Source organism: Acidimicrobiia bacterium, from assembly GCA_040881685.1.
Classification (GTDB): domain Bacteria; phylum Actinomycetota; class Acidimicrobiia; order IMCC26256; family PALSA-555; genus SHVJ01.
This window is the reverse complement of sequence record JBBECS010000054.1, coordinates 38,043-61,644: the sequence shown is the minus strand read 5'-3', so window position 1 is coordinate 61,644 and position 23,602 is coordinate 38,043. Positions and strand designations below refer to the sequence as shown.

Annotated in this window: 21 protein-coding genes; 17 read left to right on the top strand and 4 right to left on the bottom strand. The window is 67.5% G+C overall.

Annotated features, from left to right (window positions below; genetic code table 11):
* Window positions 1-289 precede the first annotated feature (289 nt).
* The 3 genes from WEE69_14960 (at window position 290) to WEE69_14950 (ending at window position 4,305) form a co-directional block, all read left to right on the top strand.
* Window positions 290-1,291 (top strand): glycosyltransferase family 2 protein, encoded by a 1,002-nt coding sequence (locus WEE69_14960; GenBank protein ID MEX1146600.1) that lies wholly within the window; start codon window positions 290-292, stop codon window positions 1,289-1,291.
* 44 nt (window positions 1,292-1,335) lie between these two features.
* A complete protein-coding gene (gene rffA, locus WEE69_14955) occupies window positions 1,336-2,631 on the top strand; it encodes a dTDP-4-amino-4,6-dideoxygalactose transaminase (GenBank protein MEX1146599.1) in 1,296 nt (431 codons plus the stop codon).
* 84 nt (window positions 2,632-2,715) lie between these two features.
* Entirely contained in the window at window positions 2,716-4,305 is a 1,590-nt protein-coding gene (locus WEE69_14950) for a glycosyltransferase family 39 protein (GenBank protein MEX1146598.1), read from the top strand.
* Between the two features lie 81 nt (window positions 4,306-4,386).
* On the opposite strand, the gene WEE69_14945 is transcribed toward WEE69_14950, so the two are convergent.
* The 4 genes from WEE69_14945 to WEE69_14930 form a co-directional block, all read right to left on the bottom strand.
* A complete protein-coding gene (locus tag WEE69_14945) occupies window positions 4,387-4,884 on the bottom strand; it encodes a hypothetical protein (protein MEX1146597.1) in 498 nt (165 codons plus the stop codon).
* 534 nt (window positions 4,885-5,418) lie between these two features.
* Window positions 5,419-6,072 carry a hypothetical protein gene (locus tag WEE69_14940; protein ID MEX1146596.1) on the bottom strand — a complete coding sequence of 218 codons (654 nt, stop codon included), beginning with the start codon at window positions 6,070-6,072 and terminating at the stop codon, window positions 5,419-5,421.
* Window positions 6,069-6,938, bottom strand: coding sequence for a GGDEF domain-containing protein (locus WEE69_14935; protein MEX1146595.1), 870 nt, complete (start codon window positions 6,936-6,938; stop codon window positions 6,069-6,071). The genes WEE69_14940 and WEE69_14935 overlap by 4 nt, the downstream gene beginning before the upstream one ends.
* Before the next feature lie 242 nt (window positions 6,939-7,180).
* The gene (locus WEE69_14930) at window positions 7,181-7,513 is read right to left on the bottom strand and encodes a hypothetical protein (GenBank protein MEX1146594.1); all 333 of its coding nucleotides are present in this window, start codon (window positions 7,511-7,513) and stop codon (window positions 7,181-7,183) included.
* A gap of 183 nt (window positions 7,514-7,696) precedes the next feature.
* Here WEE69_14930 and WEE69_14925 point away from each other — a divergent pair, with 183 nt between their 5' ends.
* From WEE69_14925 to WEE69_14860, 14 genes are all read left to right on the top strand, one after another.
* On the top strand, window positions 7,697-8,011 hold the full coding sequence (locus tag WEE69_14925; protein ID MEX1146593.1) for an acyl carrier protein: 315 nt from the start codon (window positions 7,697-7,699) through the stop codon (window positions 8,009-8,011).
* A 23-nt stretch (window positions 8,012-8,034) separates the two neighbouring features.
* Window positions 8,035-9,537 carry an AMP-binding protein gene (locus WEE69_14920; protein ID MEX1146592.1) on the top strand — a complete coding sequence of 501 codons (1,503 nt, stop codon included), beginning with the start codon at window positions 8,035-8,037 and terminating at the stop codon, window positions 9,535-9,537.
* A gap of 42 nt (window positions 9,538-9,579) precedes the next feature.
* Window positions 9,580-11,652: an asparagine synthase (glutamine-hydrolyzing) gene (asnB, locus tag WEE69_14915; GenBank protein MEX1146591.1), complete on the top strand. Its 2,073-nt coding sequence runs from the start codon at window positions 9,580-9,582 to the stop codon at window positions 11,650-11,652.
* Entirely contained in the window at window positions 11,649-12,647 is a 999-nt protein-coding gene (gene nadE / locus WEE69_14910; GenBank protein ID MEX1146590.1) for an NAD(+) synthase, read from the top strand. The genes asnB and nadE overlap by 4 nt, the downstream gene beginning before the upstream one ends.
* Window positions 12,644-13,795, top strand: a complete 1,152-nt coding sequence (locus WEE69_14905) for a GNAT family N-acetyltransferase (GenBank protein ID MEX1146589.1) — start codon at window positions 12,644-12,646, stop codon at window positions 13,793-13,795. Before nadE ends, WEE69_14905 begins: the two co-directional genes overlap by 4 nt.
* A complete protein-coding gene (locus WEE69_14900; protein MEX1146588.1) occupies window positions 13,792-14,922 on the top strand; it encodes a GNAT family N-acetyltransferase in 1,131 nt (376 codons plus the stop codon). Before WEE69_14905 ends, WEE69_14900 begins: the two co-directional genes overlap by 4 nt.
* Window positions 14,923-14,926: 4 nt before the next feature.
* The gene (locus tag WEE69_14895) at window positions 14,927-16,060 is read left to right on the top strand and encodes a GNAT family N-acetyltransferase (GenBank protein ID MEX1146587.1); all 1,134 of its coding nucleotides are present in this window, start codon (window positions 14,927-14,929) and stop codon (window positions 16,058-16,060) included.
* Between the two features lie 4 nt (window positions 16,061-16,064).
* Complete coding sequence (locus WEE69_14890) at window positions 16,065-17,240, top strand: GNAT family N-acetyltransferase (protein ID MEX1146586.1); 1,176 nt, start codon at window positions 16,065-16,067, stop codon at window positions 17,238-17,240.
* Complete coding sequence (locus WEE69_14885; GenBank protein ID MEX1146585.1) at window positions 17,241-17,951, top strand: PHP domain-containing protein; 711 nt, start codon at window positions 17,241-17,243, stop codon at window positions 17,949-17,951.
* Window positions 17,952-17,991: 40 nt separating this feature from the next.
* Window positions 17,992-19,140, top strand: coding sequence for an ATP-grasp domain-containing protein (locus tag WEE69_14880; protein MEX1146584.1), 1,149 nt, complete (start codon window positions 17,992-17,994; stop codon window positions 19,138-19,140).
* A gap of 154 nt (window positions 19,141-19,294) precedes the next feature.
* Window positions 19,295-20,245, top strand: a complete 951-nt coding sequence (locus WEE69_14875; GenBank protein ID MEX1146583.1) for a glycosyltransferase — start codon at window positions 19,295-19,297, stop codon at window positions 20,243-20,245.
* A 9-nt stretch (window positions 20,246-20,254) separates the two neighbouring features.
* Window positions 20,255-21,427 (top strand): glycosyltransferase, encoded by a 1,173-nt coding sequence (locus tag WEE69_14870; protein MEX1146582.1) that lies wholly within the window; start codon window positions 20,255-20,257, stop codon window positions 21,425-21,427.
* Window positions 21,424-22,386 carry a glycosyltransferase family A protein gene (locus tag WEE69_14865; GenBank protein ID MEX1146581.1) on the top strand — a complete coding sequence of 321 codons (963 nt, stop codon included), beginning with the start codon at window positions 21,424-21,426 and terminating at the stop codon, window positions 22,384-22,386. Before WEE69_14870 ends, WEE69_14865 begins: the two co-directional genes overlap by 4 nt.
* Window positions 22,383-23,486, top strand: a complete 1,104-nt coding sequence (locus WEE69_14860) for a glycosyltransferase family 4 protein (protein ID MEX1146580.1) — start codon at window positions 22,383-22,385, stop codon at window positions 23,484-23,486. Before WEE69_14865 ends, WEE69_14860 begins: the two co-directional genes overlap by 4 nt.
* The last annotated feature ends 116 nt before the right edge of the window (window positions 23,487-23,602 follow it).

Below are 23,602 nucleotides of genomic sequence, written 5' to 3'. Positions count from 1 at the left end.
GGTCTGGGCCTGCGCATTTCGGCTTGAGCATGGGACCTTCGCCTCGAGCACGAGTACAACGGTCGGTGCCCTACACTACGACGCTCGTCTCAAGACCGAGCAGGAGAGCCGACGACGCCCGCTGGTGACGGGCCTTTGGCTCGACCGCTGTTGTTGGTCTTCCTCGCGCTTGACGGGCCATTGACGACGGTTTCTTGTCACGCAGCGTGGTTACGGCGGCTCATCAACTTGCGCTGAGTGAGATTGCTGTGTCAGCATCGGGACACATGCACAAGGCAGGGAGGCCGGCGTGGGCACGGGTACCGTTTCCACAAGCTCGATCGAGCTCTCGATCGTCAGCCCGGTGTACCAGGGCGAGACGCTCGTCCACGCGCTCGTCGAGCAGATCGCACTCTATGCGGCGGGGGTGACCGAAGACTTCGAGATCATCCTCGTCGACGACGGGAGCCCGGATGGTTCCTGGCGCGAGATCGAGAAGCACTGCAAGCGGGATTCCCGAGTCAAGGGGATCCAGCTGAGTCGGAACTTCGGCCAGCACTACGCGCTGACCGCCGGGCTCGACGCCGCGAACGGCCGATATGTGATCGTCCTCGACTGCGACCTCCAGGATCATCCGAAGTACATCCCGGTTCTGTACGAGAAGGCCCTCGAGGGCTACGACGTCGTGTTCACCCGCAAGAACCGACGAGCTCACGGCGGGAAGCGCAACGTCTTCGGCCGCGCGTTCCACCGGATCCTCAACTTCCTCGTGAACGAGCCGACCGTGCGCAGCGACAGTGTCATCGGCAACTACTCCCTCCTCACACGCCCAGTGGTCGACGCGTTTCTCCGGATGAACGACTACTACCGGCACTATCTGGGCTTGCTGCGATGGCTGGGATTCGAGAGCACGAGCATCGAGATCGAGCACTACGAGCGCCCGGAAGGGCGAAGCTCCTACACCTTCGCGAAGCTCGTGCACGAGGCGATCATCGGCATCACGTCACAGTCCCAGCGACTCTTGCGGCTCACGATCATCGGTGGCTTCACTTTCGTCGGGCTGTCGATCGTTGCCATCCTCGGCCTCGTCGTCGCCTACCTCATCGACGGCTTTGCGGAGGGTTGGACCTCTGTCGTCGTGCTCAACCTCGCCACGACGGGCGTCATCCTCGTGTGCATCGGTGTGACCGGGATCTACGTTGGCAAGACCTTCGACCAGACGAAGAACCGGCCGCTATACGTTGTCCGGACGACCTTGAACCTGCAGCGAGATCCTGAGGCAGTGCCGGCCGACCGCCTCCCGGTGCCGTGACCCCCGCGTATCTCGGAGCGTAAGAAGAGGCTTCCATGGACGCGATGCAACGCGAATTCGACCGCGAATCTGAGCGCGCAGCGACGGCGGCGGAGTCGACGGTCCTGACGACCCTCGACGCTGCTGTGCCTCCTGGGCTCGGTCCTGAGCAGAGCCCCTGGGGGGACGTGCCGATCCGGCCGGTTCCGACGCCCGAGGCGGGTGACGCGGTCATCCCGTTCAACAAGCCGTTCATCGCCGGCCGGGAGCTTTATCACATCGCCAAGACCGTGACGTACGAGAGAATCGCAGCCGACGGTGCCTTCACGCGTGAGTGCAGTCGGCTTCTCGAGGAGCGATTCGGCATCCGCAGGGTCTTGATGGTCACTTCGTGCACCGCCGCACTCGAGATGGCGGCCATGCTGTGCGAGCTCGAGCCCGGCGACGAGGTGATCATGCCGGGGTTCACCTTCGTCTCGACTGCGTCCGCAGTGGTGAGAGCAGGTGGTCGCCCGGTCTTCGTCGACATCCGACCTGACACGCTCAACATCGACGAGGAGGAGGTCGAGCGCGCGATCACACCTCGTACCCGGGCGATCCTCCCGATCCACTATGCCGGTGTCGGAGCCGAGATGAACGACCTTTGTCGGCTCGCCGACGATCACGGTTTGCGGATCATCGAAGATGCAGCGCAAGCGGTCAACGCCCGGTACCGGGGTCGGGCCCTCGGATCGATCGGGGATCTCGGTTGCTTCAGCTTCCACGAGACCAAGAACTACGTGAGTGGTGAGGGCGGCGCTCTGTGCATCAACGATCCGGCGCTGGTGGAACGGGCCGAGATCCTGCGCGACAAGGGCACGAATCGTCAGCAGTACTTCCGCGGCCAGGCCGACAAGTACACGTGGGTCGACGTTGGTTCCTCCTTTGCGCAAAGCGAGATCCTCTGTGCGTTTCTCTACGCGCAGCTCGAAGTCATGGATTCTCTACTGGCGCTTCGCGGAAAGATCTACAACTGGTATGTGGAGCACATGTCGCCGCTCGAACGCGCTGGTCTCCTGAGTCTCCCGAAGCATCCCGCACACTGTGAGAGCAACTCACACATCTTCTTCGTCCTGCTACCCGACGAAGAGATCCGTGACGGGCTCATGAACTATTTGGCCGAGCGGAACATTCATGCCGTCTTCCACTACGTTCCCCTGCACACTTCTCCGATGGCCAAGAAGTTGGGTTGTGCTACGCCAAGCTTGCCGGTCACCGAAGCCATGAGTTCTCGGTTGCTGCGTCTGCCCTTCTACTACGAGCTCCGCGAAGAGGACATCGTCCGGATCGCCCGCACGATCAGGGCCTATCTGGCCTACTAGCGAGAAATCAGAGCCCGAGGCCCCCGTGGCGAGACTCTCGTTGTCGTAGAGACTGTTGGTGCCGTTCATGATTCGATGGTGCCGATGAGCGTCGCAGTTCGAGACGCAACATCGGAGCAAGCCGGGGGCGACCGCTCGTTTGCACGCATTGCCGCTTACCCCGCGGTGATCCTGGCGGCACTCGTCGTCGGATTCCTCGCGATCGGCATCGCGTGGGTCTCGAGCGAACCGCCATTGGGAACCGATGAGTCCGTGTACGCGCAGCGCGCGCGCGACATGGTCGACGGCACGAGCCCAGATCGCTTCTGGCACGATCTCCGTGCACCCGGGTTCCCCGCCGCCCTCACGGCGGGCGTCGTGGTGGGAGACAGCGAACTGTCAATGCACGTCGTCGTGCTGGCGTTCGGTGCCGCAGGCATTGTCGTCACCTGGCTGCTCGCGCGTCAGCTGGCGGGTGAACGGGTGGCACTGCTCGCCGCAGTGCTCCTCGCCCTGTGCCCGGGGTATCTCCGTTCCAGCACGTACTTGTGGCCGGACGTCCCGGGCGCGGTGCTCTCCATGGGCGTGATGTGCGTCGTGGCCTATGGCACGGCTGACGGTCGTGTACGACGGTGGATCTACTGGGCGATACCGCTGTCGATCGTTGCGACGTACGTCCGATTCGGATCACCCATCCCGATCGCGGTCGGCTGCGCCGCGATCCTGCTCTACCGATGGCGCACGACACGCCAGCTTCTCAGGCGAATCGCCCTCCTGGCGGTCGGCATCGCCGGTTCGGCCGCTGCCATCCTCTTCGTTCCGTGGTTGACCGGATCAGACGAGTCTCCGTACATCGCGGCCTACAGCCTTCCGCAGACCGCTGAATTCGAGGCGTTTCAATCGTTCACCGACTTCGCCCGACAGCTGCCCGGCTACCTCGGCGCGGCGAGTCTGGGGAAGACGTCCCTGTTGCTCGGTTACGTGTTCTTCTCGGTCATGGTGGTCGGTCTGGTTCTCGGCGCCATCCGGTCGGTCCGGGAGAAGCGCGTGGAGGAGGGCTTCGTGGTCCCGATCGCGACCGGGTTCGCGACCGTCTTCCTTCTCGCGATGACGTTGAATCACGGTGAGTCCAGGTATCTCAGTCTTGCCGTCCCTTATTTCGTGATCGCCGGTGCATTCGGCCTGTCGGAGCTGACGTGCCGCGTGCCGCGTGGTATATGGAAGAAGGCCGTAACTGTGTTCGTCGTGATAGCGATCGCAAGCCTCTCCGCCCTCATGGTCCATGACCTCGGCCAGCGAGACGGTCACGAACGAACTCGGCACGCTGGGCTCGCGCTCAGCGCTTCCCTCAGAAGCGACTGCGTGGTGATCAGCAACTTCCGGGGTCCGCAGATCCGGTGGTACTCGGGCTGTCCCACGGTCGTTTTCCCCCGCCGAAGGACTGAGAACGCTGCGTTGCGGCAACTGGATCGGATCATCGGCGCGCGCGACGAGGCCGATGTTGTAGTTATCGTCGACCGGCGGGACGGCGACCCTGTTCCCGCGCGCCGAGCGCTTGAGGCACACCTCGGCGTGTCATCCCGGCGTGACCCGGCGATCGAAGGAATCGAAACCTACATCGTCGGGCGCTCTGGTGATGCGAGATCGGCTCGATCGACGGCGACCGGGGCGGTCCGGCGACGGGCGGGCGCGTGATACGACATCGAGCGACGCAGCCGCGGGAGTCGTGGGCTCACATTCGGGTCGCGGACCCGCCGATGCCGTCCGTGTTCATACCTACCTGGAGACGTCGGGATCGTCCGGCGTGTACCCGAACGAGCGAGCTGCCTCCGCCAGTCTCTCCCGTGCATCTCCTGCTGGCAGGTCCTCCCACGACAGAGGTGGACGAGATTCCGTTGATTTTCGCGTCGCGGCGTTGATGTCTCGGGTCACGTGGGCGATGGCTTGCTCGGCCCGGCGTTGGGCGTCGTGCGAGTCCACGACGCCGACCATCTCCAGCATGGAGCTGAAGAGCTCTGCGTCGATGCGCTCGACCTGATAGGTGAGGTCGGCGTACGAGGCGGCGGCGGCGTTCCACTCGACCCACCACCGCATGGCATCGAGGAGATCGTCGCCAAGGATGTCGAAGTACATGGCGGCGAAGCGTCGGTACGGGACGTAACGCGCAGCATCGGTGAAGAAGCGCATGTCCACCAGGCTTTGGATGACCTTGAGGGGGTGACGAAGCTGAAGGAACACCGTGCCTCGGAAGCCTGGTAGGCGTGGGACCGCCATCCAAGAAGCGTCTCCGGCGATGGGTAACCGTCGGCGCCGGACTTCTTCGCGGACACGCAATGCGGGGCTCGCGAGCCTCGAAACTCGGCGGTTCCTCGGCATGGCTTGAAGGTCCCGTACGCCCGCACGGTAGTTGAACCACTCCTCATGGCCACATCGAATGCCGGCGGTCGTGAACACGGTCGATGCGTAACCAGTTCCGCTGCGGCCTGTGCCGGTGACGACGAATCTCATAACTCGACTCCGGGGTTTTCGAGGTGGTCGATAGCCGACTTCGTCGTGGGGGAACGCGTTGGCGAGAGCATAGCGACGCGAGTGTGAAGAGTGGGATCTGCAAAGACAACGCCAGCCCTCAATGGCCGGCGTAATGTTCCGGCCGACTCTTACTCGCGCTTTCGCACGTCTGTCATGGCATTGCTTGCCGTCTACGCTGCGCTCGGGCCGGAGCAGTCTCGTCGAGGTGGACGCGAAGACCGGGATCGGACGCACATTCGTCCGGATCGCCTGCGACCGCTGTCACTTGATCACCACCCGTCAGCGCAGCTCGCGCGCGATCGTTCGGTTCAGCGCGTGGAGCGTCGCCTTCGCAGCTGCTTCCGGGATGCGTTCGGCCCGCGCGATGCCGTAGCGCATCTGACCGGACTCGGGGTCGCCAAGCCCCACGACGATGACCGATGCCTCGTCGGGGGCGGTGCCGAGCGGCCGCGCCCAGTTGCGCGTGAACGCCAACTCAGGAATCAACTCGCCAACAGCCTCGAGTGTCGCGTCGACGGCACCCGCGACTTCGCGGTCGGCGTCGGACCGGCCGATGATCCGACGCCCGTCGAACGCGATGTGCACCTCGAGCTCGTTCGTCTCCGGGAAGACGAGCATCGCGAGCAGCTCGAGCCGGGGGTCGGGCCGCACGACGACGACCTCCGCACCGGTACTGGCCGCCGACCCGTCCGAGCCCGATCCGCCGTTGCCCGGCGCTTCCTGCGGCGTGGGTGGCCTTGCTCGGACGAGCTCTACGGCCACGAGCCCCTCCGCATGGCGGGCCGCGATCCGAGTGGCCTTCGCGACGAGCGCATCGTCGACGTCCGCGTCCACGCAGACCTGGACGCACAGCACATCGTCCTGCTCCGCGAAGCCCGCGGCGTGGACACCGTCGAGCCGCCGCAGCTCGAGCTCGAGCTCGTCGATCGTCATGCCCGCCGTCGCTTCGCGTCGTACAGGCGCTGGTCCGCGAGCGCGAGGAGCTCATCCGAGTCGGTGGCATCGGTCGGGCAGATCGCCGCGCCGTAGGAGAATCGCGGTACCGGTTGATCGTCATCGGTGTCGATCCGTTCGAAGAGCCGCGCGACCTGCTCGGCATCCGTCTCGGGAAGGATCAAGGCGAACTCGTCTCCCCCAATGCGGGCGGCGTCGTCGCTGAGCCGGAGTGCCGTTCGCAGGTACTGGGCGAGGGCGCGCAAGGCCGCGTCACCGGCCGGATGTCCATACTTGTCGTTCACCGACTTCAGATCGTCGAGATCGACGAGCACCAGCGCGAACCGCCATCCAAGCCGGCGGCTCCGCGCGATCGCGGTGTTGAGCAGGCGAGTGAACGTTCCCCGCGTGTACAGCCCGGTCAGCGGGTCGTGGGCCGAGTCGTGGCGCTGCAAGTCGAGGCGCAGGGCGACGAGCGAGAGGCTCGCGAGCAGCGAGGCGTCGAAGCTCGTGTCCGGCATGGGCGGCGAGGTGTAGAGCCCGGACGGCAGGTCGATGAGGCGCATCTCGTCTTCCCGCAGCCCGCGGCGCCCGGCGCGAAACACCTGCCGCCCGAGTTCGGCGTCATCGACGACGAGCGCGGCGTCCTCGAGGCCGAGCTCGTCGACGAGCCGGTCGAGCGCACGGTAGATGAGCGCGATCCCAGATTCGGTGACAGCGATATCAGCAGAGAGCTGCGCCCCGAGCCTCACGACCCGGGAGCTCCCAGCGCTGTCGGGAGCCGCGTTCACCCTGGGCCCGTCGAGTGGCTCGACCGGCGTCGGCACGACCGAGGCCAGCCCGATCGGACCGCTGCGCTCGGCCACCGAACCTCCTAAGGGGGGAAGAACCTGTGATTGTACAATCGCAGATTCCCGCCCACGCGACCACTCCCGCGACCGGCGGGCGCGCGCTGCGCCGCTCGAGAGTTCGCGCCGGGGAACGCGGCGACGCCACGTCGCGTACACCCAGACGCGGGCCACGTCTGAAGGATCTGCCGCGGGCCACAAGAAATCGACCTCGGGGAGCCCGTCGAGCCTCCGCGACCGGTGGCCGCCGAGTTGCGGCGCTAGCGGCCGATCGGGGTCAGGTCGGAGCCAGGCGCCAGCTGCTCTGGTGGGTCCTCCTCGTCGCGCAGCAGCGCGTCGAGGAGGCTTCCCCGCACGCGGCCGAGGGCTCGAACGATGACGCTCCCGACCCACGCGACGATTGCGGCGACGAGCAGTGGAGCCGCCGTGGCGATGGTCAGCAGGTACCGGAAGACGCTCACGTTGCCTTCGAACTCGGTGTCGACGTACTGCACAGCACCGATGGCGGCACCGACGAAGAGCACCAGGAGCACGATCGCCGCCCGGTTCAGCACCCTGGCCATGCGCTCGAGTCTCGACTTCGGTCCGGGCATCCAGCCTCCTCCTTGCCCTCGGTTCGGTCTGGCGAGCGCGTCTGCCACATTAGGCGCGCCCTCGGTGCTCACGCAGCGCGTTCAGCGTCGAAGGCCAGCCGCGGGGAGTGGTAACGTCCTCCCGGCGAGATGGGCGCGCATCGCGGGACGGTCCGACGTGTGCCGCGAGGAGAGGCGTGACCGTTGACCAATTCGCCGGACGGAGGTTACGAGCTCGGTACGGCGGCGCGGATCCACGCGTACATCGTCGAGAGCTTCCTGTTCGGGGACGACGACGGATTTGGCGACGCGGATTCACTGATCGAGTCCGGCGTCATCGACTCGACCGGCGTCATGGAGATCGTGGCTTTCTTGGAGGAGACCTTCGCGCTCGAGATCGACGAGGAAGATCTCATCGCCGACAACCTGGACTCGGTCGAGCGACTGGCGACGTTCGTCGACCGCCAGCTCGTACACGGAGCCGGTCATCGTGCCGACGTGGAGGGAACCGCATCCTAGTCCACGACCTTCTCGCTGAGGCCGTGGCGCGTCGCCCGGGCGCAACCGCCCTCATCGCCGACGGGTACGTGCACAGCTTCACCGCGATCGATCGCGAGAGCGACCGCCTCGCCTGCGCGTTGCAAAGCGCCGGGATACGCCGCGGCGACCGGGTTGCCGTCATGCTCGAGAACTCGCCTGAGCTGGTGGTGTCTCTGTTCGGCATCCTGAAGGCCGGCGGTGTGTTCGTGCCGGTGAACCCGACCATGAAGGCGCACAAGCTTGCCTACATCTTGAGCCAGTGCGGCGTGAGCTGTTTGGTGGTTCACTCGCGGATCGCCCGAGTGATCGTCCCCGCGCTGGTCGCCGCGCCGACCGTCGGCGCCGCCATCTGGATCGGCGGGCTCCCGGCCGGGGCCCCGTTCGGGCTCGCGTTCGAGGAGGTGATGCAGGCGCCTGCGAGCCCGGTGGCGACTCCTGGTCTCATCGACGCCGATCTCGGCGCCATCATCTACACATCGGGAACCACGGGTGATCCGAAGGGAGTGATGCTCACCCACCGTACGATGCGCAACAACGCGTGGGCGATCTCGACGTACCTCGCCAACGTGCCCGACGATGTCGTGGTGTGCGCACTGCCAATGGCGTTCAGCTACGGGCTCTTCCAGGTGCTCGCGGGAGCGCGAGTCGGTTACGCGGTGCTCATCGAGCGATCCTTCGCGTATCCACGCGATGTGATGCACCGGGTCGCGCAATACCGAGTCACGGGCTTTCCCGGAGTGCCTGCAATGTTCGCGGCGATGGTCCAAGTGGCGCCGTTCGACGACCTCGATCTCTCCCACCTTCGATACCTCACGAACGCCGCGGCGCCCATCGCGCCGGCGCACATTCGTCGCCTCCAGGAGTTGTTTCCCCAGGCCGACATCTTCTCCATGTATGGACTCACCGAGTGCACGCGTGTGTCGTACTTGGATCCGGCTCGACTCACGGACAAGATCTCGTCGGTTGGCACGGCCATGCCGAACACAGAGGTGTACATCGTCGACGAGTACGGTCATCGCGTGCCGCCGGGTGAGGTCGGTGAGCTCGTCGTCCGCGGTGCGAACGTCATGCGCGGGTATTGGGGGAAGCCGGAGGAGACCGCGGAGCGGCTACGCGACGGTGAGATCTCGGGCGAGAAGGTTCTTCACACGGGCGACCAGTTCCGGATGGACGACGAAGGGCTTCTCTACTTCGTCGGCCGCACGGACGACATGTTCATGTGTCGGGGCGAGAAGATCAGCCCCAAGGAGATCGAGAACGTCCTCTACGAGTTGGAGGCCGTGAGCGAGGCCGCCGTCGTCGGGGTCCCGGACCCCGTGGAGGGGATGGCGATCAAAGCGACGGTCGTGCCACGCGATGGGGTGACGCTCACGGACCAGCAGGTCCGGCTCCACTGCCGCGACCGATTGGAAACCTCCAGAGTGCCGAAGCTGGTCGAGATCCGCGAGTCGTTGCCCAAGACCGAGTCTGGCAAGATCAAGAGGTCCGCGCTCTCCCAGGCGTAGAGCCGACACCTGGGAGAAGGGCCGGAACGGGGCACGAGCGTCATGTGTGGAATCGCCGGCATCCTGGCAGGATCCGGGCCGGTGTCCTTGGAGGACCTTCGCCGGATGATCGCGATGCTCGGGCATCGTGGACCCGATGGCTACGGTCTGTATCGCGACGATCGGGTCGGGTTGGCGCACGCGCGGCTGAGCATCATCGACCTGGCGGGGGGATTTCAGCCGATTCACAACGAGGACCGCACGATCTGGCTGTCCTTCAACGGCGAGATCTTCAACTACCTGGAGCTCCGCCGTGAGTTGGCAAGCCTCGGTCACCGCTTCTACACCGACGGAGACTCCGAGGTGATCGTCCACTGCTACGAGCGCTTCGGCCCCCGCGCCTGGACGATGCTCAATGGTCAGTTCGCGTTCGCGCTCTGGGACGCCCGCCGCCGGCTCCTCTGGCTCGTTCGAGACCGTCTCGGGATCTTGCCCCTTCACTACGCGCGGTCGGCCCGCCGAGTGCTGTTCGGGTCGGAGGTGAAGGCACTCTTTGCGTGCGACGACCTCGAACCCGAGATCGACGCCAACGGCCTCGCCGAGGTGTTCACGCGCTGGTCCACGACACCGCCCCACACCGTCTTCGCGGGCGTCCGCTCGGTGCCGCCCGGAACCGCGCTGTCCATCGACAGCGACCTGACGGAACGATCCCATCGCTACTGGGCAGCAGATCTCGCCGAGAACGCGACGCTTCGCGACCTCACACTCGACGAAGCCGCAGATCGTCTCGGCGACCAACTCTCCGATGCCGTCGACCTGCGGCTACGGGCCGACGTGCCCGTAGGCGCGTACCTCAGTGGCGGTCTGGACTCGTCGGTGATCGCCGACCTCGCGCGGAGTGCAGATCGGAGCCCACTCCAGACCTTCGCCGTGCGCTTCGCCGATCCTGCGTTCGACGAAACGGCCGAGCAGCGCCGGATGGCCACGAAGCTCGGCACGGAACACCACGAGATCGTCTGCGGCGCGCCCGAGATCCAGAACGCGCTGGAGGACGTCGTGTGGCATTGCGAGGCACCGCTCCTACGGACTGCGCCCGTGCCGCTGTTCCTGCTGTCCGGACTCGTGCGCGCGGCGGGCATGAAAGTGGTGTTGACCGGCGAAGGCGCCGACGAGCTGCTGGCGGGCTACAGCATCTTCAAGGAGGACAAGGTGCGCCGGTTCTGGGCCCGGCAGCCCGACTCGGCGCTGCGCCCCGCGTTGCTCGCCCGGCTCCATCCGGAGGTGGCCGCGGCCGGAGCGAGGGACAGCCAGCTCTGGCAGCGATTCTTCGGCCGCGGGCTGACCGATACGGACCATCCCTTCTACTCTCACCTGATCCGATGGCGGAACACGGGCTGGTCGACGCGCGTGCTCTCACCCGATCTGCGAGGGAGCATCGACCTCGACGCGATGAACCGAGCGGCCGAGAAGGAGCTGCCCGCTGACTGGAACGCGTTGACGCCACTCGCACGAGCGCAGTGGATCGAGATCCACAGCTTCCTCTCGTCGTACCTGCTCTCGTACCAGGGCGACCGCGTCGCGATGGCGCACGGTGTGGAGGTCCGGTATCCGTTCCTCGACCCTGGCGTGGTCGAGTTCTGCTCCGGTCTGCCGACCCGGCTCAAGATGCCGGCGCTCCGGGACAAGGTGACGCTCAGACGCCTCGCGTCACGCTCCCTGCCCCCCGAGATCTGGCGACGTCCCAAGATGCCCTATCGCGCGCCGATGACGACCGCGCTCTTCGGCCCCGACATGCCAGAGTACATCCGTGCGCTGGTGTCTCCCGCGAACATCGCGCGCCTCGGGCTGGTGGACCCGACGGCAGCCGCGCACTTGGTCGCGAAAGCGACGCGCAGCGACGGCCGGATGTCAGGTGAGCGCGAGGAGATGGCACTGGTCGGGCTTCTCACGCTGCAGTTGCTCGGCCAAGCATTCTTCGACGGCTTCCGGCAGCGGGCCCGCGATGGTCGACGTCGACTCGAGCACGCACACCTGTGCGTGCTCGAGGATCATTCCGGCGAGGATCGCGCCGAGCAGCGCGATGGGCAAGCCCACACCGGATCCTCGGTCCCCGACGGTGGAGGATTTCCCCGATGAGCACGTCGTTCGACCGCAGTGTTCTCGACATCGATGGCGCCCGCGTGGCGTCCGCCATCGAAGCGGCGATGCTGCAGGCCGTGTCTCGCACGTTGAACCGTCGCGGGGTCGCGGTCGGCGTGAGCGGCGGCGTCGACTCGGCCGTGTGCGCCGCGCTCGCGGCACGTGCGTTCGGCGCCGATCGAGTCGTCGCCCTCCTGATGCCCGAGGCCGACACTGCCGACGGCAGCACGGCCCGGGGGCGGGCGCTCTGCGAGCACTTCGGCATCACGTCCGTTCTCGAGGACATCGGCCCCGCGCTTGCCGCGCTCGGTTGCTACGAGCGGCGTGACGAGGCGATCCGCCGTCTGTTTTCCGACTACGGAGCCGGGTACCGCCAGAAGGTCGCGCTCGCCGAGGGACTGCTCGACCGCGATCGCGTCAGCTACTTCACCCTTACCGTGGAGTCGCCCTCGGGCGACCGATCGACCCGACGCATGCCGACCGACGTGTACCTCGAAGTCGTCGCGGCAACGAACATGAAACAGCGGACGCGTAAGCTCATCGAGTACTTCCACGCGGAGTCACGCAACTATGCGGTACTCGGGACACCGAACCGACTCGAGTACGAGCTGGGGTTCTTCGTGCGGGGTGGCGACGGGCTCGCCGATCTCAAGCCCATCGCGCACCTCTACAAGACACAGGTCTACGCACTGGCGGCCTACCTCGGCATCCCCGAGGAGATTCGCGACCAACCCCCGACCACGGACACGTACAGCTTGCCCCAGACCCAGGAGGAGTTCTACTTCGCGCTGCCGTACGCGGAGATGGACCTCATGCTTTACGCGTGGGAGCATCGTGTCCCCGCGGTTGAAGCCGGACGTGTCGTCGGGCTTACCATCGAACAGGTCGAGCGGGTCTTCCGTGACATCGTGGCGAAGCGCCACGCCGCGGAACGCGGGCTGCGCGACGCGCTCCTCGTCGAGCACGTCGAAGTCTCTTCGGGAGCGTCATGAGCTTTGCCACGCGCGCCCGCGCGGGCATCACTCGCTATGTCGACAACGATCGGGACGCGCTGCGCGACTTCCAGCTGCGGATGTTCGGACCGGGGTCACGCCAGATCGACCCCGACCGGTCCACCTGGCTGTTCGACCGGAACCCCTGTCGCTTGCCTGACGGCCCGGGCCTCTGGATCTGTCGCCGCGACGGCGCCGTGGTCGGCCAACAGGCCGAGATCCCGTTCGAGCTCAAAGTCGGCGATCGCACGTGTCGCGCGGCCTGGGCCATCGACCTGATGGTCGATCCCGCGTGGCGGCTGCGCGGCGTCGGTCCCGCGCTGGTCGAGGCCCAGCTCGACGTGAACCACATCGTGGGCGGCCTGAACATTTCCGAGAAGGGGTATCGAGCGTATCTGCGAGGGGGATGGACCGACCTCGGCATCGTTCCCGTCTACGTGCGTCCGCTTGTCGCGCGCCGTGCCCTGTCGGTCAGCCCCGTCCCGGAGCGCTGGCGCCGGCCGGCGGCTGCGGTTGCGACACCCGCCCTCGCGGCCGTCGGTGCCGTGCACGGTTCCCTTACCCGGCTGGCGGCCGCGCGGCTCGAGTCGATCGAGCGTTTCGACGAGCGAGCCGACGATCTGTGGGAGGTAGTCGCGCCTCGTTATCAGGTCCTCGCGGTGCGCGACGCCCCGACGCTGCGCTGGCGATGGGACCAGCGACCCGACCGGACCCGGCACCATCGCTTCTACCTCGTCCGGCGTGGGCGGGTGGTCGGATACGCCGTGGTTCGCTTCACGGCGTGGAGTGACGAGCGGGTGGCGCTCATCGTGGACTATCTGGTGGCGCCGGGCTGGGTCGTCCCGCTCTTCACGCGAGTCGCGGACCACGCCAGGGCGAAGGGGGCAGTGGCCGTAGTCTGCAAGACCCTCAACGAGTCGGCTGACCGACTCTTGCGCTCCATGGCGTTCCGGCGGTTCCAGCGCGGTCCCGACCCGCCCATCCGGTTCATGGTCCGCTTCTCCGATGGCGATGAGCAGTTGCGATCCGCGCTGTCGAGGCGACGGAGCTGGCTCCTCACCGCGGGCGACAGCGACCTCGAATGGGGCACCGCCAGTCCTGCGGCCGGGGGAGCCCGCTCCGACGACGTGAGAGGCTCCGACCGGTGAACCGGCTCGAGTTGCGTGTCGTGAGCGATGTCGTGGAGTTCGATCGATTGCGCGCGCCGTGGAACGCGGCGGCCGACGCGAGCGTCGATGCCAACGTGTTCCTGACGTGGGAGTGGTTGCGGACGTGGTGGGAGCATTTCGGGGCCGCGGCGCAGTTGCACGTGGTGACGCTGTGGGAGCGCGATGAGCTCGTGGCGGCGGCGCCATTGATGCGTTCGCGGGTCGGCGTGGGGCCGGTGGAGGGCACGCTGTTTCAGTCGGTGTGCCACGACGCCGGCGACTATGGCGGCGTCGTCCTGGTGCGGCGCGAGGAGGAAGCAGTGGCATTGCTGCTCGCGCACTTTGAGGACGTGGCGACGAGTCGGCGTAGCCCGGTGCTGCTCTCGCGGCTCGTGGCCGACAGCCGGTTCGTCGAGCACCTGCGACGGCGACTGGCCTCGGTGCCGACGCTCGCTTGCACGGAGGTGCCGCTCGACGGTGCATGTCCGTTCATCGACTTCACCGCCGGCTTCGAGTTCGAGAAGCTGACGAAGAAGCGGGATATCCCGCGGCTTCTCCGGCGCCTCGAGGAGCGACATCGCGACTTGTGCTTCGAGCATCACACCGGTGCGCGTCTGGACGCCGGTTTCGAGGCATTCCTTGACGTCCACCGACGACGCTGGGCCGGAAAGACCGAGCGTCTCCGCGGCATGCTCGCCGATGCGGCGTCGGAGCGCTTCCTCCTCGATGCCATCCGGAACCTCGATTGCATCGGCCGGGTACGGCTCCTCAGCCTCAATGCCGGGCAGCGTCCGATCGCGGTCGAGCTCGACCTCGAGTACCGCGCGCGCCTCTACAACCTCAAGGTCGCGTTCGATCCTGAGTTCGCCGAGTACGGTCCCGGCTGGCTGCTGCGGAAGCGGGCGATCGAAGACGCATTGCAGCGCGATGTCACCGAGTACGACTTCATGCGCGGCGGACAGGAGTACAAGCGGCGGTGGGCCAACGGTGAGCGGACCTTGGTCGCGGCGACGCTCACGCGCGCCGGGCCGGCTGGTCGCCGGGACCGCCAGAGGCTCCGCGTCGTCCGGTCGCTGCAACGGCGGCTCCGGCTTTCGCCGTCGGGTGCTTCGCGGTTAGGGCGGTGAACACATGAGTACCCCGCTCGAGCTGCGCGTCGTGAGCGATGTCGCGGAGTTCGATCGATTGCGCGCGCCGTGGAACGCGGCGTGCGACGCGAGCGTCGATGCCAACGTGTTCCTGACGTGGGAGTGGTTGCGGACGTGGTGGGAGCATTTCGGGGCCGCGGCGCAGTTGCACGTGGTGACGCTGTGGGAGCGCGATGAGCTCGTGGCGGCGGCGCCATTGATGCGTTCGCGGGTCGGCGTGGGGCCGGTGGAGGGCACGCTGTTTCAGTCGGTGTGCCACGACGCCGGCGACTATGGCGGCGTCGTCCTGGTGCGGCGCGAGGAGGAAGCAGTGGCATTGCTGCTCGCGCACTTTGAGGACGTGGCGACGAGTCGGCGTAGCCCGGTGCTGCTCTCGCGGCTCGTGGCCGACAGCCGGTTCGTCGAGCACCTGCGACGGCGACTGGCCTCGGTGCCGACGCTCGCTTGCACGGAGGTGCCGCTCGACGGTGCATGTCCGTTCATCGACTTCACCGCCGGCTTCGAGTTCGAGAAGCTGACGAAGAAGCACCGGGTCACGCAGCGGCTCCGGCGACTCGAGGAGCGCCACCCCGACGTGGTCTTCGAGCACCGCACCCACGAGTGCCTGGAGGCCGGTCTCGATGCGTTCCTCGAGGTCCACCGTCGGCGGTGGGCGGGGGAGACCGATCGCCTCCGGGGGCTTCTGGCAGATCCGGCGTCGGAGCAGTTCCTCCTCGACGCGATCCGAGCCCTTGACCAGATCGGTCGTGCACGACTCCTGACGTTGACCGCCGACGGGCGCCCGATCGCGGTCGAGCTCGACCTGGAGTACCGCGCACGCCTCTACATGCTCAAGGTCGCGTTCGACCCGGAGTTCGCCGAGTTCAGCCCGGGCTGGCTGCTGCGCAAACGGGCGATCGAAGACGCAATGCAGCGCGGTGTCACCGAGTACGACTTCATGCGCGGCGGACAGGAGTACAAGCGAGGGTGGGCCAACGGTGAGCGGACCTTGGTTGCCGCGACACTCACGCGTGCTGGACTGGCGGGGCGATCCGACCGCCAGCGGCTTCGTATCGCCCGGTCGCTGCAACGGCGGCTCCGGCTTTCGCCGTCGGGTGCTTCGCGGTTAGGGCGGTGAACACATGAGTACCCCGCTCGAGCTGCGCGTCGTGAGCGATGTCGCGGAGTTCGATCGATTGCGCGCGCCGTGGAACGCGGCGTGCGACGCGAGCGTCGATGCCAACGTGTTCCTGACGTGGGAGTGGTTGCGGACGTGGTGGGAGCATTTCGGGGCCGCGGCGCAGTTGCACGTCATCACCATGTGGGAGCGCGACGATCTCGTGGCGACTGCCCCGTTGATGCGTTCGCGCGTGGGCGTGGGCCCCGTGGTCGGCACCTTCTTCGAGTCGGTGAGCCACGACGCGGGTGACTATGGAGGCATCGTCCTGGTGCGGCGCGAGGAGGAGGCGGTGGCGTTGCTGCTTGGCCACCTCGAGGAGGTCGCCACGAGCCGGGGACACCCGGTGGTCTTCTCGCGACTGGTGGCCGACAGTCATTTCGTCGAGTTCCTGCGCCGCAGCCTTCGCGGCGTTCCGGGGATCGGCTACTCGGAGGTGCCGCTCGACGGTTCGTGCCCGTACACGGACGCAACCGCCGGGTTCGACCTGCGCAAGGCGGCGAAGCGGCACAAGATCGGCCAGCGTCTCCGGCGGCTCGAGGAGCGACATCGAGAGGTGGTCTTCGAGCACCACACCCACGGGCGTCTGGAGGCCGGCCTCGACGCGTTCCTCGAGGTCCACCGTCGGCGGTGGGCGGGGGAGACCGATCGCCTCCAGGGTTTGCTGGCCGACCCCGCGTCGGAGCGCTTCCTCCTCGATGCCATCCGTGCCCTGGACATCGTCGGCCGCACCCGGCTCCTGACCCTCAGCGCCGACGGGCGCCCGATCGCCGTCGAGCTCGATCTGGAGTACCGCTCGCGGCTCTACATGCTCAAGGGCGCGTTCGACCCCGACTACGGCGAGTTCAGCCCCGGTCAGCTCGTGAACCATCGCGCCATCGCGGACGCGTTGCAGCGAGGGATTACCGAGGTCGACTTCATGCGCGGGGGGCAGGAATACAAACGACGATGGGCGAACGGCGAGCGCACGTTGCTCGCCGCCATGCTCTCGAGACGAGGCGTCCCTGGCCGCCTCGACCGTGGGCGGACCCGCGCCGCCCGGTCGCTCCGGCGGCGCCACCGGCGCGTCCGGCGTTCGCCGGCGGCGGAACCCACCCGGCGTCCTGAGACGCTCCACGGGGAGCGCTTGAGCAACGAGTAGATGCGAGCGATCACCCACATCCACACGCGTCATTCCTGGGACAGCCGACTCCGGGTACCTGTCTTGCTCCGGGTGCTGCGGGCCAACGCTGTCGACCTGGCAATGATCACCGACCACGACTCCTTCGCCGGGAGCCTCGAGGCACGGTCGATCGTGGGGAGGCAGGGGCTGCCCCTGATCGTGCCCGTCGCCGCGGAGATTCGTACCGATCTCGGCGACGTGATCGTGGTGTTCCCCTCGGAGGAGGTCCCTCCGGTGTCCGATCTGAAGACGTGGCGCTCGCTCCGAGTCCTCGCTCGCGAGTACGGGGCCATGGTCTGGCTGCCTCACCCATACCGGAGCCACAAGGAGATCGAGGAGCTGGCCGCGGGCGCCGACGTGATCGAGGTGTTCAACTCGCGTTGCAACCGCGAGGAGAATCGCGAGGCGATCGAGCTCTGCGCGCGCCACGGTAAGGCGGTCGCGTTCGGATCCGACGCCCATCTGAAGCGCGAGGCTCGCTGGTTCGTCGACTATCCGGACGGCCCGGATCCGCTGGTCGTGCTCCGAGCCGATGCGACCTGTCCCGTCCCGGTGCCGACTCGCACGAGTGACGTCGCCGTGGCCGAGGCGATCTACGGATGGAAGCGCCGGCGGCCGCGCGTCGTCGGCTACCAGGCTCGGCGTTTCGTCAAGCACAAGGCGTTGGAGTTGGCAGGCAGGAGTGGCTAGGTCAGGCGCCCGCCGCGGAGCCGAGGGAACACAGGCCTGCGTGATCGGTGACATGGATCTCGTCCGCCCACTCTTTCTGGCCGGGATCCGCGGCGCTGTCGTCACCCAGCGATGGAAGCCTCCCCGCTTCTCCCGGTTTCGCCGAGACGCGATCGACTGGGTCATCGATCCGTGGAGCGAGCAGGAACTCCTTGTCGAGCGACTCTCGGCCTGGGCTGGGCGGCAGAAGTTGCCGCCGGTTCTCTTCTACCAAGGGGATCCCGAACTTCTCATGATCTCGCGGCACCGAGAACGGTTGCAGGAAGGCTTTCGGTTCGTGGTTCCGAGCGCCGATCTCGTCGAGGTTCTCATCGACAAGGCCCGCCTCGGAGCGGTGGCGCGGACTCACGACCTTCCGGTGCCGCGCGCTGAGGTGCTGGCTCCCGGCGTCTCCGACCTCGATCTGCGGGCACTTCGGTTCCCGGTCGTCGTGAAGCCATGCCGGCACATGGACGAACTCTGGAGGTCGGTCGCCGGCGCAGCCAAGGCCCTCGAGGTACCCGACGCCGGCGGGCTCGCGGAGCTCTGGGGCAGTCTCGAGGCGCGCGGTGCCACCGTGATGGTCCAGGAGCTCATCCCCGGTGGGGAGACGCATGTGGAGAGTTATCACGTCTACATCGACGATCGACGCCAGATCGTGGCCGAGTTCACGGGCCGGAAGATCAGGACGCTGCCCCGCATGTTCGGCGAGTCGACGGCGGTGACGATCACCGACGAGACCGACGTGAAGGAGCTCGGGCGGAAGGTCACACATGCCCTCGGTCTCACGGGTGTGGCCAAGGCGGATTTCAAGCGCGATCCGGAGGGGCGCCTCTGGTTGCTCGAGATCAACCCGCGCTTCAACCTCTGGCACCACCTGGGGGCCGTGGCAGGTGTCAACATCCCCGCGCTCGTCTACGCCGACCTCACGGGCACCCCTCGACCTCCGATTGGCCCGGTGCTCATCGGCGCCCGCTGGTGCAAACCCTGGAAGGACGTCGTCGCCGCTCGCGAGGATGACATCCCGGTCCATCGGTGGCTGCGTTCCATCGTCGGATACGAAGCCACCTCGAGCTTCGCTTTCGACGACCCCCTCCCCATGTTGGGAGTGGCCATGCGGACCGTCCGAGACCCGCTCAAGCGGCTGGTCAATCGGACGAAGCACCGGTGAGGACTTGTGCTGAGCGTCCCGCGGAGCGCGCGATTGGCTACCCTCGGGACCCGCGCGAACGTATGCGGCGGTGCGCCGCGACGGCGATGACTCGGCGGGCACCATTGACGGATCACCTGCCAGGAGCCGCGAGTGCTTGGATCTGATGCCAGGAATGCCTGAAGCCAGCGCGCCCCGCTTCGGATCGTTCATCCTGACCTTCAATCGCCCGACCCAGCTTCGGGAGACGATCCGCGCGCTCATCGCACAGACCGTTCCTCCCGAGCTCGTCGTCGTGATCGACAACGGCGACAACGAGGAGACGACCTCCGTCATTCGCGAATTCGGGGATGCCCGCCTCGAGTACTGCGCCACCGGCGAGAACCTGGGCTCAGCCGGTGGCGTCGCGTTCGGGATGCGTCTTCTCCTCGACCGGGGATGCGAGTGGATCCACTCCGTCGACGACGACGATCCGCCACTCACACCCGACACGGTCGAGCGTCTCCGTGCCCTCATCGAGCGGAACGACGACGGCCGGCTCGGCGTCGTGGCCGCGGTCGGGAGTCGCTGGGACTGGACGACGGGGGAGCAGCGCCGGCTGCGCGACGATGAGCTGACAGGCGACGTCCCCGTCGACATCGTCGGTGGTGGTCAGCAGCTGACGGTCTGCCGACGAGTGCTCGAGGAGATCGGGACGCCGGACCCCGAGTTCTTCTTCGGGCATTACGACCCGATCTGGTGCCTGCTCGTGGCGAAGGCCGGATATCGCCTGATGGTCGACGGCGAGCTCATGTACCGCAACCGCGAGATCGCGAATCGGGTTGGCGTGACGGTGCACCGCGCCAAGTTGCCGCGCCAGCCCTACGACGCGATCTGGCGGCGCTACTACGTCACCCGCAACTACGTCTACGCGATGCGCCAGATGTTCGACCGACCGGACCTCGCCCGGCGCGAGACTGCAAAGTCGCTCGTTCGCACGGTCGCGTCCTGGGGTCACGGTCCGCGCTACGGAGCCCGGTTCTCGTTGCTGCAGCTGCGCGGAGTGGTCGACGGCTATCGTGGGCGACTCGGTCGGACCGTCATCCCATGGGCGGATCCGAAGCAGCCGTCCACCCCGCGTCGCTGAGAGCCCGGCTTGCGTCTTCTGTACGTCATCGACAGCCTCGTGCCCGGTGGTGCCGAACGCTCGCTGCTCGCCCTCGCACCCCACTACGCCGCGCGGGGCGTCGACCTCGAAGTCGCCTACCTGCATGACCGACCGGGCCTCCAGGCCGACCTTGAGCGCGCGGGTGCCATGCTCCACTTCGTCGATGGCAACAGACGGATGGAGCGGATGCGACGCCTGACGACACTGCTCGGAAGGCGACGCCCGGACCTCGTCCATACGACCTTGTTCGAGAGCGACCTCGCGGGACGCGTCGCCGCGCGCCGCACGCGGACACCCGTGGTGTCGAGCCTCGTGAGCGAGCACTACGGACCCGCCCATCGCAGCAACCCAGCGCTGCGACGCTGGAAGCTGCGAGGTGCGCAGGTCGTCGACGCGCTGACCGCCCGACTCGCGGTACGGCTGCACGCGGTATCCGCGCACGTCGCGGACCTCATGGCGCACAACCTCCGCTATCCGCGAAACCGCATCGACGTGGTACCGCGCGGCCGAGATCCGGACTCGCTCGGCGCTCGGACACCGCAGCGTCGGGCCACGGCACGAGAGCAACTGGGTCTCGCGCCGGACGCGCGCGTCCTGCTGGCGGTAGCACGCCAGGAGCACGCGAAGGGCCTCGATGTCGTCCTCGAAGCGATGCCGTCGTTGGCGGCCGACGTCGACGCGATCCACCTGTTCGTCGCCGGACAAGAAGGCGGCGCCACGACCGACCTCCGCGCGCTCGTCGATCGGCTCGGCCTCGGTCACTCGGTGACGTTCCTCGGGGGTCGTGACGACGTCCCTGATCTGTTGTGCGCGGCCGATGTCTTCGTGCTGACCTCGCGCCGCGAAGGCTCGCCGGGGTCAGTGATGGAGGCGATGGCGCTCGAGCTCCCGATCGTCGTGACCGACCTTCCACAGATCCGCGAGGTCGTCAACGAAGCCAGCGCGGTTCTCGTGGCCCCGAGCTCGCCGCCGGAGCACCTCGCGCGCTCGATTGCGCGTGTGTTCCGAGAACGCGGAGCCACCGAGCGACGCGTGAACGTCGCTCGTCGGCGCTTCCTCGCCGACTTCACGATCGGGCAGGTGGCCGACGACATGGTCGCGTTCTATCGCCGTTCGCTCGCGTCGGTATCCCGCGCGGCCGGCCACGGCCCACGCCGATGATGCAAGACCAGGGTTCCGCGGGTCTCGCCCACGCGTCGGCCCCAGGTGCGCCCGCGTTCAGCGTCGTGATCCCCACGTACAACCGCAGCTCGATCGTGCCGCGGGCGATCTCCAGCGTCCTGGCGCAGACGGTGACAGATTTCGAGCTCATCGTCGTCGACGACGGCTCGACGGACGATACGGCGAACGTCGTGTCGGCGATCCGGGACGACCGGATCCGTCTTCGTCGCCAACAGAACGGTGGCCTCTCTGCGGCGCGGAACGCCGGCGCGCAGATCGCCCGTGGTCGGTGGCTCACGTTCCTCGACGACGACGACCAGGCGCTGCCGTGCTGGCTCGAGCTCTTCCGCGCCGAACGGGCCGACCCGGCCAGCGGGATCGTGTGTTGTGGTCGCATCGTCGTCGACGCGGAAGGTGCGCCGTTGCGCACCGAGGAGCCCATGCCTCTCGGCCCGGCGTACGACGACCAGGTGGGGTCGTTCGCCAGTGGGACCTTCGCGGTCCGTCGCGAGCTCTTCGAGAGCGTCGGCGGCTACGCACCGGGACTGCAGACGACCCACGGCACCGAGCTCGCGTTCCGCCTCGTTCCCCACTGCCTCAACCTCGGGCTCGAGGTACGGAGCGTGGCGGAGCCGGGCGTGAAGATCGAGGCACGCCCGCCCACCGACCGCCCCCTGAGCACCGCTGCCCTGTTGTACGAGGGGGTCGTGTACGTGCTGGAGCATCATCGCGAGCGGATCAGTCGTTCCCCCCGCGCGCTCGCCAACTATCTCTCCATCGCCGGGGTCAGTGCAGCGCGCATCGGGAAGCGTCGCGAGGCCCGACGTCTGCTCGCAGCAGCGGTGCGCGCCGAGCCGCGGTCGCCGCGGCGCTGGGCCCGCTTGGCCGCGGCCTGGGTGCCCTCGATGGGTCAGCGGGTGTGGCGCCTCGGCGAGGGGGAGGGCCTCGACGCTCAATGAGCCGCCGAGCGAGCGAGGCGCCGCGGACCGGACCTGACACGGTCGACGTCCTCCAGGTGATCACGAGCACCGACCGGCGCGGCGCCGAGGTCTTCGCAACCGACCTCGAGCGGGCCCTCACCGATCGCGGGCGGTCGGTACGGACCGTCGCGCTCGTGCGCGGTCGCCAAGAGGGCGGGCTCGACGTGCCGACGCTCGGGACCAGCCGGCTCGGAATCGCCACGCTGCGCGCGTTGCGAGCCGAAGCTCGCCATGCTGGTCTCGTCGTGGCCCACGGCTCGACGACCCTCCCGGCGTGCGCGCTCGCCACGACCGGCACGCGCACGCCGTTCGTCTACCGCAACGTCGGGGATCCCGCCCACTGGGGTACGACCCCCGCCCGCCGGCTCCGAAGCGTTGCCTTCCTGCGTCGGACGTCAGCCGTCGTCGCGCTCACTGCAGCCACCGCAGGCGAGCTGAACGCGCGCTATCGCGTTTCGCCGGAGAAGATCCGCGTGATCCCAAAGGGTGTCCCCACGGAGCGATTCACGCCAGCGACCGCCGAGGCTCGTCGGCGCGCCCGTGCTCACTTCGAGCTCTTGGCGGAGGCACCGGTCGCGCTCTACCTCGGCGCGCTGAGCCCGGAGAAGAACGTCAGGCTGGCGATCGAGGCCGTCGCGTCGATCCCCGGGCTTCATCTGCTCGTCGTCGGCGACGGTCCCGAGCGATCTGCAGCGGAGGCCGAGGCATCGCGCGTCGCGCCCGACCGCGTGCACGTCGCCGGGCCGACGGATCAACCGGAGCTCGCGCTCGCGGCTGCGGACGTCGTCGTGCTCACCAGTCACACGGAGGGTCTTCCGGGGGCCCTGATCGAAGCGGGCCTCTGCGGCCTCCCCGTCGTCACGACCGACGTCGGCTTCGTGCGTGAGATCGTCGCCGACACCATGACCGGCTATGTCGTTCCACCCGGTGATCGGGCGGGCTTCGCCGACGCGCTGGAGCGCGCGCTGCGTGCGCCGAGCGCGCTCGGGTCGGCCGCGCGCCGCCGGTGCCTCGAGCGTTTCTCCATCGACCGGGTGGCCGACGCGTGGGACGACCTCATTTCGGCGATGCTGCAATAACCGAAATCCACCCGTGTGGCGGGTGGTTCGGTCATGCTGTCGTCATCGTGGATGCGCCGGACGCGTCGACGGAAGCGTCGAGGAGCAGCGCGAGGCACCTCCGTGCCCTCTCCGAC